Raw genomic sequence first — 14,237 nt, forward strand, 5'->3', positions numbered from 1 at the left:
CCAAATGGTGTTTCTCACCGGCAGGTCCAACGGAGGGACGACGCGCACCGCGGCCGGAACAACGAGAAGCCATCATGTCGACGATTGAGACGTTCAAAATACAGGCCAAGCGCCTACGCGCCCACTTGGCCCGTCACAACATGCCAGTCACTCATAGCCAAAGCCTTGAGGCTGTTGCAGCCATCCATGGGCACCGCGATTGGAACACCGCGCTGGCTGCGTTGACTCGGCCACCTACGATTCAAGCCCCTTTGCTGCTAGAGGTGACCCAGGACAGCACTCCCGAGCATCTGCACAGCTCCTTACAATCGCTGCTGCGCCTGGCGCCGGAGGCGATCCGCTTTCAGCTCGCGTCTAACGTCAGCGAAGAAATGGTTCGGGTTGCCCAGGACCTAGCAGCCCAAATCGAGAGGGCCGGTACCACTGTGATTTTCGATGGTACGGTGCGGCCGCACGTGTCCACTCTGCGACCTACCCGGGCCGGGAAAAACAGATTCGTTGATGGAGTCTATGAAGCCCTTGTCGGTATGCCGGCAGAAACCAGGGGTGAGGGAGCAACACCGATTGCCGTCCTCAAAAAAATGGGAGTTCTGGTGACTGCCATGAACATCAAGAGAGTGCGTTCAGCTGTTGAAATGTTGATCGGTATCGATACGGTTCCAGGTCTCAGCATCAGCGGAGATGGACGCATCCGAGTCCACCAATCCCCCGAGAAGCACTGATAGCTCCGCATTGGCAAATTAGATTCGAACTCTATTACGTGGAAGAATTCGGCTCCAATTGTGAGGCCGAATCCGGAAGACTTATATGACCGACAAAGCTATCACTATGTTACAAAGTTCGCGTAATTCCCCACGAACAAGCAGCTCGCATTACAATTTGCTCCAGAGAGCCTTCCGCTTTCAGCCGAACAATTTCGGTAAAGGTTCAATCGAGCCGCCATGGGTTCGGCGGTTTGAGCCGCTCTATGAGCGAGGCGAGCGACTTCGCCTCCAGCGTGGTTATCGCATCATCTTATGGCGGCCAGAAGCCTAGGATCGAGCACCTTATCAACCCCAGCCCTGGTATGAGCCGGGGCCAATGCACATCAGTAGGTAGACTATCCATGAGAGATTCATTGCTACAGGAAGGCCATAAACATTGGTTTGTTATTGACAACCATCTCAAAAGTAGCCTTGTCGATTGGCTGACGAGGTGCCCTAACCCGATAATCTGCGAAGGAAAGCGCATTCGAAAACCGAGCACCGAATTCGAGCATCAATGCAGCTACGAAATTGAGGATGGCGCCACGCCCGAAACTGCGGGGTTAATCCTGCTAAAGCTCTACACAGATGTTCCATCGTTGAACCAGAGCTTTTTAGGCGCTTTGCGTGATCATTTCAAACCAAGCAAATCGTCCGAACCGCTGTAGCCTTAGAGCTCGTTCAGCTGACCCGTAATTTTCGCTGGGGTGTTGGCATGCTCAGGCAGAATGAAAAAGATTAAACCCCAGTTTATTAATGTTGCCTTACATTGTCCTATAGTTTAACTTATGGTTCAACTAAGTCACTCTAATAGGAACGGATCATGGATGTTGCAAAATCGCGAGCTGCCTACATTGAGCAGCGCCAGCAGACCCAGGACGAGCGCAAAGCCCGTGCGGCCGAGAAGCTCAAGAACCATCAATACACCTGCCTGGTGAAGCATGACGACGCCGAGATCTGGCGTTGCAAGGCTGAGGGCACCACGGCTTATGCCTTCGACATCATGATGACCCGCTTCGGTATCGCGGTAGTCGGCGACATCGGCCATCTGACGTTCAGTGTAGGTTTGAGCTATGGCATGAATTTCTTGGCCGGCGATGACGTCACCTATTACTTGCACACCAAGCTCAATGAGTCCCACAAGAAGCAGGTGTTCAGCACGAACCTGTTCCGTCAGGTGTTGGTATCGAGCATCTGCCGGGAGCTGCACAACGATTGCTCAGAGGAAATCTGGGAAACTCTTCCAGCGTGGGCGCAGGACTCTGACCTGGTTAGAGGTGCGCATTGGGCTGAATTCCGCGCTCTGACCCTGACCCATCGTCGTGACCTGTCGAATGGTGATGACCGATGGATGCACTGGGATAACCTCTTTGATGCCGCGGAGAACATCGGTTTCACCGAGGAAGCTCAAATCTACATGAGAGATAACTGTCAAACGTTGTGCCTGGGTGAAGAGTGGTACGAGCACCGCATCACGGAGACATGTGACAGCCTCTACGCACAACTGTATATGATCAACCATGCAGCCAAAGCGATCATGGCCCAGGCTGATAAGGCTGCGGCTTGAGGGTGTAGAGCATGGCTACCGCAACCAAAGCACAGTTGGACCTGATCTATCGCCGTACGCACAACGATTACAAGGGTGTGTCCGCAGATGGTGTCCGCATGATTCTGGTTTGTCGTGGCGCGACCTGTCTTGTTCCTCTGGATGACCTTACTCCAGAAGAAGTTGCGCAAAGACTACCGAAGCCAAAAGGCAATTAACCCCCGAAGCATCCGGACCTCGCTTAGAGGTCCGCACAAATCCTCCAAGTAACCCTTCCTATCGAGCAAGCTAGAAGATGGTCACCCACTACGGAACCGGCGAGGATCAAGTCGCCTGCGGTCGAAACAACCACAACCTGGTGTCGACGAGGAACCCCAATGGAGTTACCTGCAAGACATGCCGATCAACCGAATCGCATCGCGTAGCAGCTGCAGCGCCAGCGGTTAAGTCAGAATCACAAGCGGACATCGGCCGCCAGCTCATCGTAAGCATCCGCACCGCTACTGAGCACCTCCACGCAGAGGTTCAACGAACCATGTCGAGAAAACAAGCGTGGGAATGGCGTCTGACGAGGCTGGGGCCTGGAAACAGGCTGCCTCGGGGTTTCAAGCAGCAGCCCTTCACTAAGCAGATATGGATCATGCAGGACGATTGTCCCCAATACCTCATTGGGCTACCCGGCCATGGGCGCGCAACAAAGTCTGAAGCGGAGGAGGACAGTAAGCCGGATCAGTGATTACACTGAGCCATCATCCACGCAAGGAGCAGCTCCGATGGCAATTGAAGATGTAACCGAGTTGAAGCAAGTGAATGGTCAGACTCAGGCGCAGCGCCTGCTGGATGAAGGGTGGCGTATTTTGGCAGTGTGCGTGATCCAGGATGGCAGCAGCCAGTATGCCGAGTATCACTTGGGGCGTGCCAAACCGGTTGAGTCGGCAGTAGGCCCCGGCGTGCAGGTCAGCAGGGTGCCGCTCAAGGGCTGACCATTCGTTGTTCCAAGTCGACTACACACAGCCCCGGGAAATCCGGGGCTGATCCATTTTAAACGCAGCACTGGCCGCCGGCGCAGAGGGATAAGCTGGACTGCAGCCGCGTGCTATGAGGGAGAGTTGAATTGTCCAATTCACCACCCCGTCAATTTCGGGGCTCGGAAAGTCTCGCGGCAGAACAGCGCACTCGCGACGCTGTGAGGCCATTCTTGGAGGCCTGCGGCTTCAACGTTGTCGAGGACCGTCGAATTCCAACTGGCTCAGCATCCCAGCAGATAGTCGCTTTCAACACCCACGAAGGACAGCATGTCAAAGCCCGGGTGCGCCTTTGCTGGCGCCGTGATGGTCGTAATCCGAACGAGCAAAAGTACTCAGCTGCTCAGTTGACCGCCCACCTACGGCCTGGCGGCTGGGACGCTACCCTGGAGCACGTGGTGGGGAGAGACCTCGCCCAAGGCATCAGCCACGCCATGCTATTTCAGCGCGACGGCGAGGCGGTGGCCTATGCGGCTCTTATCCCGCTAGGTGCTTTGCATCCGATCTGGAATCGTCAGCGGGAAGTAAGCGATGAGCTCTTGCGTCTGGGGCTGAAGGGCCGCATCAAGAAAAACCATGCACAAAACGGAACAAGTCCAACGCTATGGCTACAGGATGACCGGTTGCCAGATACCCACCAGGTAGCTGATGTCTTGTGGCAATGGCCAGGGGTTGTCGATCTCGCGAAGCTGGTCCCTACCGGTGGATTATCGCCGAGCCTTGACGACACGTTCGACGATTGTCCTGCCCCCGATTATTCGGATCTAGGCCGCGACCTTGGGGAGAGGGTGAGCACGCTTCGGTCACACGTGAAGCGAGACCCTCGGGTGCGACTAGCGGTGCTAGAACGGGCTCGGTACCGATGTGAGAGATGCGACGAGAGTCGAACCTTCCGCGGCTTCCTAGACGTGCATCACGTGCTAGGTGCCGAGGTGTCTGACCGCGTCTACAACTGCGTAGCACTCTGTCCGAATTGCCACCGAGAAGCTCACTACGGTGAAAACCGAGATGAACTGAATACGCAGCTTCTGGAGTACGCCCTTGAATTCCGATCGTGACTTCCCATCGCCGATCGTCGTGACGCCATTCTAGGACCTCCTAAACAAAGCAGGTCCGATCATGAACGCAGCACCAGAAGCAATTTATCGGCAGGTGGACGAGGACCAGGTCACGTTCTGGGTCGCAGTCGACGGGCGAGGTTATCGAGCGTGGGGCACCTTTAGGGGACGGCACATCAACGCCCGGGGAGGATCTCGATCGGCCGCAGTAGGCGAGTGGCTTCGAAAGGCGAATTACGCAGCCAGCGAGTGATGTCTCGGCATAGGAGCGTAAGGGTGGATCCTCGACCGCTCCTCAGCCCCTGCGTGCGCCTGTAGTGCAGGGCAGCATGGAAGCCGAGTGTGTGCAGACCAGGTTAATCGAAGGTGGGCAGCCCCGCGTGCTCGATGAACCGTTCAAGCACCGCTCGCTCGACCGATGATGTGGCCGTTCCCCCATGGCTGGCTTTACCGCGTAGATCTACCTCCCAGCTGGCGTACCAGGAGTCTTCTGGGCCGACATACACCGCCTGGCGGCCATCTGGAAACTGGTCTGCCGTCAGGTCAACAATCAGCGAATCCACAACGAGCCACATGTGTGGCTTGCCATTCCGGTTGGCGTTTACAGTGTCGGCCTCAGGGCCGCCTGGAATGCTGTTGAGATAATCGCCAAGGAGTTCCGAGGTCACTGCGCAGCAGGCGCTCGGGAAATCCATCATGTGCTGCGGAAGAATGCCCAGGGCTTTCTGTTTGTCGAGCGATGCACGGAAGTCATGCGCGATTTTGTGTAGGTCAATCACCATACTGCGAAACCATATCGTGAGAGGGGAGGAGACGCTTTCGGGGCGCCCACAAAAAAGCCCCGGGCGTTCCGAGGCTTTTGACTTCCTTAGCCGTAACGCTATGAAAGGAGCAGCAGGGCGAGATCACGAAGCGGCTGTTACGAGCAGCAGCGTGAGGTCACCGCGCATCGAGGGCAAACTTACAGCACCGGCAGGACGGTTTCAACTCGAATTGGTTATTCGAGGATTTTATTAAGGGCTTTGTACTCTGGCCAGTCGATACCCAGCGCATCAGCCATTTGCCGGTGGCGCTTAAGCCGCCATTCCTGAGCTTGTTGAGGGGATTCGGCAACCAGCCCTATCACAAACTCATCCAGGTCGATTCCCCGCTTCTCCGCGGCTTCAGCGAACACCCGAATCCGCTGAGCTTTACGATACTCCTCCACAGTCATACCACCGGCCTCAATCACCCGGGGGTTAACCGCCTCAATCTCTTTCATCGCATTGGGGTTGTCAGCAAAGAACTTGTTCCGAGCTGCGTCGTACCGGTCTTCGAAGGTCAGCATGCCTCACTCCCTGTTTTGTGAATTGATCGCTGCGAGGCAGCGGATGGCGCATGCGCGCATATGCGTGAGTTTACCGTGGGATCGATGACATCAGGACCAAGCTTGCGCGATGAGCTACGAGAGGATTGAATCATGCAGTGGAAGAACGGGCCTGAGTCCGGTAAGCCGCAAGCAACCTCTGTTTTCAAGCACAGCCCATCGATCTTACTTCTGCATCCCCCCTGGAAGGAGCCTGCCTCATGAAAAATGCGACTCTGCTCGGTACCGAGCCTCCGGCGCTGCTGACCACGCCTTTGACCGTAGTGCTTGACTCTATTGTCCTGGACGAGTTGAACTTCTACCGAAAGGCGCAGCATGCGTTCTACGCCGCCCAAGCCGTCGATAGCACTTATCAGGATGAGCTGAAGGGTTTGCAGGCGAAATACGAGCAGGCCCAGCGCCTTCTCGGGAACGTAGTTGGCCACCTGGTTCGTTCCGCCTTGGGCGAGCCGATGCACCTGATGACCGCGGAGCCCGTGCCGGGGCCAGCTGTTGAAAGGGGCGAACAGCTGATCAGCCAGGCCTCCATCGCCATTGCTCACACCTACCTGGCCAGCGTGCTGGACGCGGCTCGCACAGCGGCGAGCATTGAAGAGGCGAAGCGCGAGTCGAGCGTGGCCATCGGGTATGCCAGGCTCATGGCTGACCTAGGGTTGCTGACCGATGAAGAGTACATTGGCAAGCGTAGCGAGGCACTGCAAGCAGTGGAGCGGTAAGAATGCGGGTATGCAAGGCAACTACTGGAACACCAGGAGCGGTCTCCGTAAGCGTGAAATCAGGTTGCCAGCCGCCACCGCTTGCTCCAGGCGGTGCACGAAGGGCGCCGGCATCAGCAGCTATTTGCTCCAGCTGAAGTGTATGGGGGCAGTGAAATTACCTTCTCACTCACATTGTCGTATAGGCAAATTATCATTGTTAAAGGTTGTCCTATAGGATAACCTTTTTCCGTCTCGGGCACCATTCGGCTATAGCTTAGCCTTTCGTTGCTGATACAGCTGGCGTAGCTTGCTACGTTATCGAAGAGGCGACGAGTTGATGACCAGGTTGATCGGTAACACTGCAGAGCGGTAGAGGCCGCCAAGGCGGCTCGTTCTGGGGCCTGATCCAGGAATGATCAGTATGACTTTGACGTACGAAGAGGCGATGGACGAGGAAACAGAGGTGTACCGCGCCGAGGTTGCCCGAGAGTGCGAGATCCGCGGCCTTGACTTGGCAGAGTTGATCGCAGCCTTGGGGGACCACGTTGTTTACAAGTCACGTGAGATTATGAAGTGGTTCGGGTACTGATTCGCGATGCCGTTATTTGCACCGATGACCTGCACCACCAGAATCGCCCCGGGCGGGTAATTGCAAATAGGAAAAGACCAAGCTGTGTTTATTAGCCTGGCAAAGGAGAATTACTTTTGAAAAGCTTCGCGATCTCGATCGCTTGGGTAATGCTGGTGCTCTGGTGTGCGATCCGAATCGGCTTCGCTCTGCAAACAATCGACCCTGCAGTCGCGTTCATCACTGATCCATCCATCTGTCACCTCGCAGGATCTCCAGTAGTCAATGGGCACTGCCGGGCCGAAGGGCGGATTGTGGGTGGTCTCGATGACAAATGGCATCTGCACACGGCAAGCACTCCAGCAGAAGGGGTTGTCCTGCCCAAATCGGTCGGTCTGCTGTATCAAGTAGAGTCATACAGTTTTCGGGGTGGTTCACTTGCTGGTTACGTGCTGGCAGTCCTAACCTTCATCCTCGCTTCCCTGCCGGCCGTTATTGCAACGTTGAAGGTGTCACGTAAAGCTCGCACCTCATCGCCGAACCAATCTTCACAAGGAGTTTGACATGGATTACGGATTTCACCCGGGAAGGCGGAGGCTTAAATTGCCGTTCCCTGTACTCTTCGTTCTCGTAGTTGGCCTCATTGCTGCAGCCGTAAGTGTTGCTGTATTTGAATTCAAACCAGCTGCTTGGTTAGTCATGGGTGTGATTTACGTCTGTGCTTTTTTTGCCCTTGTTAGCGGTAAAGAGGGTAAAGGCAGCGCAGCACTTTGGCTTGCAAAGGCCTTTGCTTTTAGCGGTATTTTTATTCTCTGCTTGGTGACGCTGGCTAAGTAGGGCGAATCCAAATAGATTTTGGTGGATCAAATGTTCATGACTATCAAACTTGACGGCCAGCAACCCTATGCTTTCAATCCGGTTGATGCCGCTCGCAGCGAACCTGAGTTCCTGGTTCAGATGCTTGAGCGGATGCTGGATGAGAAGTTCAGCACTGAGAAGAGAGCAGACCTCCTAGCCATTGTCGCCGCTCTGCCCGAGGGGGCAACCATGCTGGATCTGTTCGAGGCTATCAAGGCTCAAGAGGCTGCGAGCCTGGGCATCACTCCAGAACAGTACGAAGCATTGTCCCCGTTGCTTGTTGCACTTCGGGAGATGCAAGAGAAGGGCCCGCTGGCCGGCCTCTTCGACCAGCCGCACGGGTGACGAACAACATGGATCATAATCATCCTAAACCGCCATGCCGTCGTACGACGCAACATTCGTTTATGCTGGTCATTGCATTAGTCATGCTCGGTTGGCAGGGCTACTTGTTCCACTTGCAAGCCGCCACAATTGGTTCGTTCCGCGGATACGAGTGGCCTTCGCTCTGGCCTGCTTTTGTGGCTGCAGCTGCGCTTATCCTGCTCGTACGCTCGATTCGGCGGTACCAAGCGGCGGTGCGATCTGCAAAATGGGTGCGCCGCGATGGACGCCGTCTTCCCTAATCGGCTGGAAGATACTTCCGGCCTGCTTAAGCGGTTTTTTGAGGAAGCACCGTGATTGAGCAAATTTGCATTGACGGGGCACCTGGGCTGTAGCCGGGATCGACACGGAAAAGGAGAATGTCGTCGCCGGCATGTCGCTATCACCTTGATTGGTCGTGAGAAATCCGTCTAGGCCAGTTACACTTCATGCTAGGCCACAGCTAGGCCAGGTCTGATGAAAGGCGTGAGCTTCGCACCCACAACGTGAGGTATATATGAGCGATAACGAAAAATACAGCCAGCTAGACCAGGATCTCGAAGCTTTTGGCGATAAATGGTCTATCGAGAACTCGATCATCTGGTGCCAGGATTGCAATTCCAGCCAAGCTGTTGATCAGGCGGCCGAATCCTTCGCTCATGCGCAAGGGTGCTCTAACGAAACAGAAAGGGCACAGCATCCGTGGCATGAGCTCAAAGATCTGCTTGGTGACCTTCCTCACCTTGGGTAAAACAGCGGGCGGTTTTTCCCATCTACCTTGGTCGCAAGCTAGGGTAGCTGGAAACTAGATTAATTTTGGTGTGCAATCGTTCTCATGAAAGTAATTATCTTCGCAGCTTTGGCTGCTTTCTCGTTCAATGCATGTGCAGAGTCAGTAAATATACGCACTGAGCTCTATCGCAATGGTGAGCTTGTAGCTAAGCCTTACGCGATTACTGACAACGGTTCCCGGCGTCCGTTCAAAGAAGTTCAGTACATGAACTACAGAGAATTAGTTGGTTCGAATAAAGCGCGACTCGGCCGTCTAGAGCTTGGCACAACTGCTTATTTTACGCCAGTTGTCACTAGTGATGGAGACATCCGTCTGACCATGGACGTCAACTACGTACGCTTGAAGGAAATGAAGACTGACAAATTTGGTAGTCTTACCGTTGATTACCCTGTCACTGATGGCTACGTGTATAAATCGACTGAAATTCTCCCTAATGGTGGTAAGCGCGAATATAGAACCACCGAAAAAAATGGTGATGAGTACACTTACATCGTCACAGCTACAAGGCAATAATTCCACGCACTACTGGTTCTTCCGTCGAATATATTTCGCGGTCTCGCACCGGTCTTCTCGCGCCAGCGCCAGTGCGACTGCCACTGGCTGCAGGCCTGGCGCTGCTTAAAGTTCGCCGCCTGATCCGTGACGAGACTCGGCGGGACGGTTTGATCATTTCTTAACCTGAGAACGAGGTGCACGCTGAACGCTGAGCGCGGCCTTCTATCGTACGCCTTTTCGGTATTGTGACAATCTTAATTGTCCTGTGATGATCTCAATTGTTTTGTGACAGTCTTAATTGATGCAAAACACCGGGCTCCCACAAACCTCCCTCATGATATTGATCTGCCACCCGGTGGCCAGTATTATCTATACGTGTTATGAATCCATTCCTGGGAGGTGGCGAAGGCCAATGGGTGGGTCATGCGCGGTCTGCCTGGTCGTGTCATTCACCTCTGCCCGCACTGTGCCTCACTACCTGTTCAGTGAAACCCAACATTGAGGAGACAATGGGATGCGCCCGATTATCGAGACTGACAAGCAGCTGATAGATGCCCTGGTCTTTGAGGGGGAGTTCGGTGTCAGCAAGGTTCAACGTTTGACCGGTTGGGGCTACAACCAAGCTGCCAGAAAACTGGAAGAGCTGGCGAAGCAGAATCTGATACGGCCTGTTGAAGAGGCTCCTTACCGGTTCGTTTTGTCATCGGAATGATCACCAACCCATGAGCATGCGCAGAGCTTTCGGCGACGTAGTCGATCTGAGTAATGCAGAGAGTGGGGTCTGCCTTGCCCGTATCGTCTCCGGGCCTGCTGATTGCAATGTCTGCACCGGATTTGTGGTGGGCGTCTGTGACGACCCAAATTGCGTTGAATGGAGGGTCTTGGAAGCCTTGGATGTGCAACTGAGCCCTATCGCTAAGGAGTTCCACCTCGTTTCCGAGTGTGTGATGCGCGATGCTGATCTTTTCACGCCCCTGAACCCGGAGACCTCCTCTGGTCAGTGCCCGGCCTGCGCTGGGACAGCCGTGGTTAACGAATGGCAAGAGCTGTTCTCAGGAAAGCTGAAGGCATACAAAAATCTGGTGTGTGACTGTGGCCATTGGCACGGGGACACCGGAAATCTTGGCGAGTACCAATACCTGGAAGATATTGATCACTGGATTGCTTGGCATCACATTCACATCGAGCAGGAACTCGCCGAGTTGGAGTGGTTGACCCCCGAGGACTTCCTGGGCTTCGTGTTGGGTCTTCAATCAGTACATTCCCCCTGTAATGTCGACGGAATATCGAGGGCTACACCATCATGACCACTCCACCAGTGTCATCGCGGCAACCGCAAGCGGCATTCCGCGCTTTGCGGCCTGCGCAGCTCTCACAAGGCCGCTTCGCTATCATGGCGCACGTCCTCGGTGAAAATGGGAAACCTACCTGTGGAATGGCTTTGGATCTGGTGAATGCAGAACCCGCCGATCGTATCCATGTTGCGGTGCGTTGCCGGCGGCCAGGTTGCTCCAGGCGCTGGCCTGATACTGATCCTCTCGATGAGCACTTCTTCTGCAAAGACCATTCTTGGCTCAACGACCTCAAATCAAGCGTCTGATGGGCAGAACCCGGCCGCTAACACACCTATGGAGAATTAGCATGTCGATGGAGTTTCGAACCCTGGCGGGAAACACCGTGATGATTGATCCAGGTACTGACGGTCAACTAGCCTTTGCATTGCCTGACCCTGTCGCCGAACCTGGCCTTGGCCAAGTTGAAGAAGTACGCCTTCTGCGGAAGCAGATCGAGGCGCTTGTTCGCAGCAAAGGGGATCCGGCGGATGCAGCATTGAGCATATGCGTCTTGCTCGATGAGCACCTGGGATTAGCTGATGAAGGGTTCTTTGACGATGACGATGCGGTCCAGGATGCGATCCTGGCTGCCCGGGCGGCAGATGAGTGAGGAGTGAATACTCCGTGGATCCGCTGCTACCGCTGGTCTGTTTCTAACTCTAACCAAGCATCTCACCCCGCACCTCAATGATCGCGCCGGCCAGGGGGCGACGATCAGCTCTACCACCCCTCCAACGCTCAACTCCCCATTCCGCACGCTATCGCTCCAGATCGGGGGATTGGCTTGAGCTCAAAGCCATCGCATACTGTTCGCATATACAGTATAGGTGGCAATATGTTTTGGGATGACGAGCCGTTGCCAGAGGTGCCCGCCGACATTCTCGCCCAGGCCGCGAAAGGGGCCGACTCGGGGGATATCGGCGACCGCGAGCGTTCGGCTTTGCAGCGGGTGATCGCTATCAACCAGCGGCTATACCGCAGAGCCTGGGAACTGGAACGCAAGGTAGAAGAACTGGAGTCCCATGGGGAATCCATGCGGCAGCAGATTGTAGGCCTGGTCCAACTTACGCGACGACTGGGATACGAACCGTCTACAAAACAGCCCCGCTGATCAGACCGTCCCGCCGGCCGCCTAAGCCCAGAAGCACCTTGAATAATGGGTCAGTTGTAGTGTTATGCGTACGTGTTATGTATTATATTTCCGATTCGATTCCCAAGACCCCCAAGGGTGCTCACGAGCATGGACGGAACCCTTCAACAAGTTACCCCTTGTCGAAAGTGCAACAGCCTCAGCGGCTGGTACGAGAAGAGGATTTGCAAGTACACGCAGATCTTCGAGGCCAACGGGGACGCCTTCGACGCCAGCAACATGGTGCGAGTTCGAGGCGGCGATCGCCGCTTCTGTGTGCAGTGTCATCGCGACATAACCGATCAGATACAGGTAGTCGTCGCCTGACAACGCATTTTCAAGCCCTCATATCCCAAGCGAGAGATCCAGATGAACAAACAGCAAGCAATGCCTCGCGATACTTACATGGATCGCAACGGGCCTTGGATTCGCCCTTTCATTGGGGCGATTCTGATGTTGTTGGGACCTGTGCTGTTGCAGGTCGTGAATTCCACCCCGGCTTGGCTGCCGACCTGGGCGTCGACCTTAGGTGGGGCAGTCGGCTTCGGTTTCGCCGGTTTCTACGCGATCAAGACGGAGACGGTTTCCGCTTTGATCATTCGAGTGTTGGCGAATGCGCTTTGGGCGATGTTGATCGTGTACCTGGTCGTTCATGCGCTTGCCTCTTGAGGAACAACCCGGTGCGAGACCCACTGAAACTGCTCCTCTTTTTCCCTGTTATTCCGATGCTTTGGGGCGGCTTGCAGTTGCAGCTGCAATACCTCGGGTGGATTCCACAGGAAAGCCTGAAGTCGACTGTCTGGTTAATTGTCTGCAGCCTGTTGATGACTCTGCTGGTTGCTTGGGTGCTCAAGAAGTCATCCTCCCAGGAGCGACTCACGCTTGAGATGAAACTGAACAGTATCGTCACAGGCGGAGGAGAGTGTTTCACCGGGGCGTTCTCCTCGGATACCCGGTTCTTGGCTGATTTGGAAGAGTTCCAAGATGTCCTCCACGCCGTTGCGTGGCGTGACTCACGTAACAATGGCCGCTTCATGGCCTGGCGCGAACCGGCTACGGTTCAGATCTGGCCAGGTCCCTTGGGGATCACTGAAATCGAGCTTGAGGTCGTTACCAGGGCCCTTGCTGCAGAGTTCACCTCGCTGGAAGTTGAGGTGATGGAGGCGGCCCCTGAGCTAGAACGTCTCGGCAGCACTGTCCAGGCATGAGCTCAGTGCGCTATTTTTTGGTGTCCTGAATAGGCACATGTGCCTAGAATGCGGGTAGGCACATGTGCCTATTTTCAGATGTTTGGAGGGGTGATGGACGAAGAACAGCGGGAAGCAAACCGGCAAGCGTATCTGGGGCTGCTGAAAACTTTCAATGTGAAGCAAGGTGAGAGTGCGATTCTCATCAACGCCGTCACCAAACGGCCCTGCTCAATTCGTACTGTTCGATCGTGGCTCAACGATCCGACTAAGAAATCATCCCGGCCTTGCCCGTCCTGGGCGGTTAAAGCCTTGGAGGATGGGATCGTGTACATGCAGCAGTTGATGGAGCGTCGAAAGCAGCAGCAAGCCGCGAAGCTGACAGCTGAAGACACACCTAAGTAGGCACATGTGCCTATTGCCTTGATGGTAGGCACATGTGCCTACTTTCGGTATGGCTCAGCTCGAACAAACCCATTAAGCCCGGCCTGCTGGTGGGCTGAGACCGTAGAGCCCCGCTTGTTCCTCTGCGCCCATGTTAGAGCTACGCGCTATACTACGAGACCCCGCTGCAGTGATCTGCAGGCGGGACGGGCCGAGGAGCTGCCGGTACTTACCGCGTGGCAGTTGAACGGCTTTAAAATCCGCTGCCCGGAACTGGGCAGGCCTGCACCATCTTCGAGTGCCGGCAGTCGCGTCAAGCTGGCGCCGAAAGGGGCAGACAAGGCGCCCACGAAATACGCTCTCCCTGTTGCGATTTCGAGAGGTACACATCCCATGAACATGATCGATCCTCAAGCCCTGAAACAATTCGTGCTGGATGCCTTAGAGCATGATAAGGCGAACCTTGGCAGCTATCGTGAGCACCCGGATTTGGAGCGAACCCGGGCCTATCACATGGGGCGTCTAATGCTGCTGCGCGATTTCCATGTGATCACCAAAACAGAACATGATCTGCTTGAAATCGAGCTGCTACGCGCCTGTGTGGAAGAAGCTGACAAGCGCGATGACGAGATTGAAGGCTCACCGCTGGACGAGACGCGCAAAGCGAGCTGATGGCGCTGCCTGGCGATC

At 55.1% G+C, this 14,237-nt stretch carries 22 protein-coding genes; 20 read left to right on the forward strand and 2 right to left on the reverse strand.

What is annotated here, in order from left to right; genetic code table 11:
* The first annotated feature begins 74 nt into the window (after positions 1-74).
* The 5 genes from GST84_26835 to GST84_26855 all read left to right on the forward strand — a co-directional run bounded on the left by GST84_26835 (position 75) and on the right by GST84_26855 (position 4,372).
* Positions 75-722 carry a hypothetical protein gene (locus tag GST84_26835; protein XGB15928.1) on the forward strand — a complete coding sequence of 216 codons (648 nt, stop codon included), beginning with the start codon at positions 75-77 and terminating at the stop codon, positions 720-722.
* An 844-nt stretch (positions 723-1,566) separates the two neighbouring features.
* Positions 1,567-2,310, forward strand: coding sequence for a hypothetical protein (locus GST84_26840; protein ID XGB15929.1), 744 nt, complete (start codon positions 1,567-1,569; stop codon positions 2,308-2,310).
* 11 nt (positions 2,311-2,321) lie between these two features.
* Positions 2,322-2,507 (forward strand): hypothetical protein, encoded by a 186-nt coding sequence (locus tag GST84_26845; GenBank protein ID XGB15930.1) that lies wholly within the window; start codon positions 2,322-2,324, stop codon positions 2,505-2,507.
* Between the two features lie 555 nt (positions 2,508-3,062).
* Positions 3,063-3,272 carry a hypothetical protein gene (locus GST84_26850; GenBank protein ID XGB15931.1) on the forward strand — a complete coding sequence of 70 codons (210 nt, stop codon included), beginning with the start codon at positions 3,063-3,065 and terminating at the stop codon, positions 3,270-3,272.
* Positions 3,273-3,403: 131 nt separating this feature from the next.
* Complete coding sequence (locus tag GST84_26855) at positions 3,404-4,372, forward strand: HNH endonuclease (protein XGB15932.1); 969 nt, start codon at positions 3,404-3,406, stop codon at positions 4,370-4,372.
* A 356-nt stretch (positions 4,373-4,728) separates the two neighbouring features.
* Here GST84_26855 and GST84_26860 read toward each other — a convergent pair whose 3' ends face one another.
* Both GST84_26860 and GST84_26865 read right to left on the reverse strand, forming a co-directional pair.
* Positions 4,729-5,154, reverse strand: a complete 426-nt coding sequence (locus GST84_26860) for a hypothetical protein (protein XGB15933.1) — start codon at positions 5,152-5,154, stop codon at positions 4,729-4,731.
* Positions 5,155-5,369: 215 nt separating this feature from the next.
* Complete coding sequence (locus GST84_26865) at positions 5,370-5,699, reverse strand: hypothetical protein (GenBank protein ID XGB15934.1); 330 nt, start codon at positions 5,697-5,699, stop codon at positions 5,370-5,372.
* 239 nt (positions 5,700-5,938) lie between these two features.
* Here GST84_26865 and GST84_26870 point away from each other — a divergent pair, with 239 nt between their 5' ends.
* The 15 genes from GST84_26870 (at position 5,939) to GST84_26940 (ending at position 14,219) form a co-directional block, all read left to right on the forward strand.
* On the forward strand, positions 5,939-6,454 hold the full coding sequence (locus GST84_26870; GenBank protein XGB15935.1) for a hypothetical protein: 516 nt from the start codon (positions 5,939-5,941) through the stop codon (positions 6,452-6,454).
* A 403-nt stretch (positions 6,455-6,857) separates the two neighbouring features.
* Complete coding sequence (locus GST84_26875; protein ID XGB15936.1) at positions 6,858-7,025, forward strand: hypothetical protein; 168 nt, start codon at positions 6,858-6,860, stop codon at positions 7,023-7,025.
* Positions 7,026-7,141: 116 nt separating this feature from the next.
* Positions 7,142-7,567 (forward strand): hypothetical protein, encoded by a 426-nt coding sequence (locus tag GST84_26880; protein ID XGB15937.1) that lies wholly within the window; start codon positions 7,142-7,144, stop codon positions 7,565-7,567.
* Position 7,568: 1 nt separating this feature from the next.
* The gene (locus GST84_26885; protein XGB15938.1) at positions 7,569-7,841 is read left to right on the forward strand and encodes a hypothetical protein; all 273 of its coding nucleotides are present in this window, start codon (positions 7,569-7,571) and stop codon (positions 7,839-7,841) included.
* Between the two features lie 36 nt (positions 7,842-7,877).
* A complete protein-coding gene (locus tag GST84_26890; protein ID XGB15939.1) occupies positions 7,878-8,207 on the forward strand; it encodes a hypothetical protein in 330 nt (109 codons plus the stop codon).
* A gap of 535 nt (positions 8,208-8,742) precedes the next feature.
* Positions 8,743-8,976 carry a hypothetical protein gene (locus GST84_26895; GenBank protein XGB15940.1) on the forward strand — a complete coding sequence of 78 codons (234 nt, stop codon included), beginning with the start codon at positions 8,743-8,745 and terminating at the stop codon, positions 8,974-8,976.
* Between the two features lie 246 nt (positions 8,977-9,222).
* On the forward strand, positions 9,223-9,531 hold the full coding sequence (locus tag GST84_26900; GenBank protein ID XGB16085.1) for a hypothetical protein: 309 nt from the start codon (positions 9,223-9,225) through the stop codon (positions 9,529-9,531).
* A 496-nt stretch (positions 9,532-10,027) separates the two neighbouring features.
* Positions 10,028-10,225 carry a hypothetical protein gene (locus GST84_26905; protein ID XGB15941.1) on the forward strand — a complete coding sequence of 66 codons (198 nt, stop codon included), beginning with the start codon at positions 10,028-10,030 and terminating at the stop codon, positions 10,223-10,225.
* 10 nt (positions 10,226-10,235) lie between these two features.
* Positions 10,236-10,820 (forward strand): hypothetical protein, encoded by a 585-nt coding sequence (locus tag GST84_26910; protein XGB15942.1) that lies wholly within the window; start codon positions 10,236-10,238, stop codon positions 10,818-10,820.
* A 340-nt stretch (positions 10,821-11,160) separates the two neighbouring features.
* A complete protein-coding gene (locus GST84_26915; protein XGB16086.1) occupies positions 11,161-11,457 on the forward strand; it encodes a hypothetical protein in 297 nt (98 codons plus the stop codon).
* Between the two features lie 225 nt (positions 11,458-11,682).
* Entirely contained in the window at positions 11,683-11,958 is a 276-nt protein-coding gene (locus GST84_26920) for a hypothetical protein (GenBank protein ID XGB15943.1), read from the forward strand.
* A gap of 387 nt (positions 11,959-12,345) precedes the next feature.
* Positions 12,346-12,645, forward strand: coding sequence for a hypothetical protein (locus GST84_26925; protein XGB15944.1), 300 nt, complete (start codon positions 12,346-12,348; stop codon positions 12,643-12,645).
* Positions 12,646-12,656: 11 nt separating this feature from the next.
* The gene (locus GST84_26930) at positions 12,657-13,184 is read left to right on the forward strand and encodes a hypothetical protein (protein XGB15945.1); all 528 of its coding nucleotides are present in this window, start codon (positions 12,657-12,659) and stop codon (positions 13,182-13,184) included.
* A 93-nt stretch (positions 13,185-13,277) separates the two neighbouring features.
* Positions 13,278-13,568 carry a hypothetical protein gene (locus tag GST84_26935; GenBank protein XGB15946.1) on the forward strand — a complete coding sequence of 97 codons (291 nt, stop codon included), beginning with the start codon at positions 13,278-13,280 and terminating at the stop codon, positions 13,566-13,568.
* Positions 13,569-13,940: 372 nt separating this feature from the next.
* Entirely contained in the window at positions 13,941-14,219 is a 279-nt protein-coding gene (locus GST84_26940; protein XGB15947.1) for a hypothetical protein, read from the forward strand.
* Positions 14,220-14,237: the final 18 nt, after the last annotated feature.

This window comes from Pseudomonas putida (assembly GCA_041879295.1).
Lineage (GTDB): Bacteria > Pseudomonadota > Gammaproteobacteria > Pseudomonadales > Pseudomonadaceae > Aquipseudomonas > Aquipseudomonas putida_Y.

What these genes read in the sequence shown, in the direction of transcription:
- GST84_26905 (XGB15941.1), top strand. Translation starts at nt 10,028, where the DNA reads ATGCGCCCGATTATCGAGACTGACAAGCAGCTGATAGATGCCCTGGTC.
- GST84_26860 (XGB15933.1), bottom strand. Translation starts at nt 5,154, where the DNA reads ATGGTGATTGACCTACACAAAATCGCGCATGACTTCCGTGCATCGCTC.
- GST84_26895 (XGB15940.1), top strand. Translation starts at nt 8,743, where the DNA reads ATGAGCGATAACGAAAAATACAGCCAGCTAGACCAGGATCTCGAAGCT.
- GST84_26870 (XGB15935.1), top strand. Translation starts at nt 5,939, where the DNA reads ATGAAAAATGCGACTCTGCTCGGTACCGAGCCTCCGGCGCTGCTGACC.
- GST84_26910 (XGB15942.1), top strand. Translation starts at nt 10,236, where the DNA reads ATGAGCATGCGCAGAGCTTTCGGCGACGTAGTCGATCTGAGTAATGCA.
- GST84_26850 (XGB15931.1), top strand. Translation starts at nt 3,063, where the DNA reads ATGGCAATTGAAGATGTAACCGAGTTGAAGCAAGTGAATGGTCAGACT.
- GST84_26925 (XGB15944.1), top strand. Translation starts at nt 12,346, where the DNA reads ATGAACAAACAGCAAGCAATGCCTCGCGATACTTACATGGATCGCAAC.
- GST84_26940 (XGB15947.1), top strand. Translation starts at nt 13,941, where the DNA reads ATGAACATGATCGATCCTCAAGCCCTGAAACAATTCGTGCTGGATGCC.
- GST84_26885 (XGB15938.1), top strand. Translation starts at nt 7,569, where the DNA reads ATGGATTACGGATTTCACCCGGGAAGGCGGAGGCTTAAATTGCCGTTC.
- GST84_26890 (XGB15939.1), top strand. Translation starts at nt 7,878, where the DNA reads ATGACTATCAAACTTGACGGCCAGCAACCCTATGCTTTCAATCCGGTT.
- GST84_26900 (XGB16085.1), top strand. Translation starts at nt 9,223, where the DNA reads ATGAACTACAGAGAATTAGTTGGTTCGAATAAAGCGCGACTCGGCCGT.
- GST84_26845 (XGB15930.1), top strand. Translation starts at nt 2,322, where the DNA reads ATGGCTACCGCAACCAAAGCACAGTTGGACCTGATCTATCGCCGTACG.
- GST84_26835 (XGB15928.1), top strand. Translation starts at nt 75, where the DNA reads ATGTCGACGATTGAGACGTTCAAAATACAGGCCAAGCGCCTACGCGCC.
- GST84_26915 (XGB16086.1), top strand. Translation starts at nt 11,161, where the DNA reads ATGGAGTTTCGAACCCTGGCGGGAAACACCGTGATGATTGATCCAGGT.
- GST84_26935 (XGB15946.1), top strand. Translation starts at nt 13,278, where the DNA reads ATGGACGAAGAACAGCGGGAAGCAAACCGGCAAGCGTATCTGGGGCTG.
- GST84_26840 (XGB15929.1), top strand. Translation starts at nt 1,567, where the DNA reads ATGGATGTTGCAAAATCGCGAGCTGCCTACATTGAGCAGCGCCAGCAG.
- GST84_26920 (XGB15943.1), top strand. Translation starts at nt 11,683, where the DNA reads ATGTTTTGGGATGACGAGCCGTTGCCAGAGGTGCCCGCCGACATTCTC.
- GST84_26875 (XGB15936.1), top strand. Translation starts at nt 6,858, where the DNA reads ATGACTTTGACGTACGAAGAGGCGATGGACGAGGAAACAGAGGTGTAC.
- GST84_26865 (XGB15934.1), bottom strand. Translation starts at nt 5,699, where the DNA reads ATGCTGACCTTCGAAGACCGGTACGACGCAGCTCGGAACAAGTTCTTT.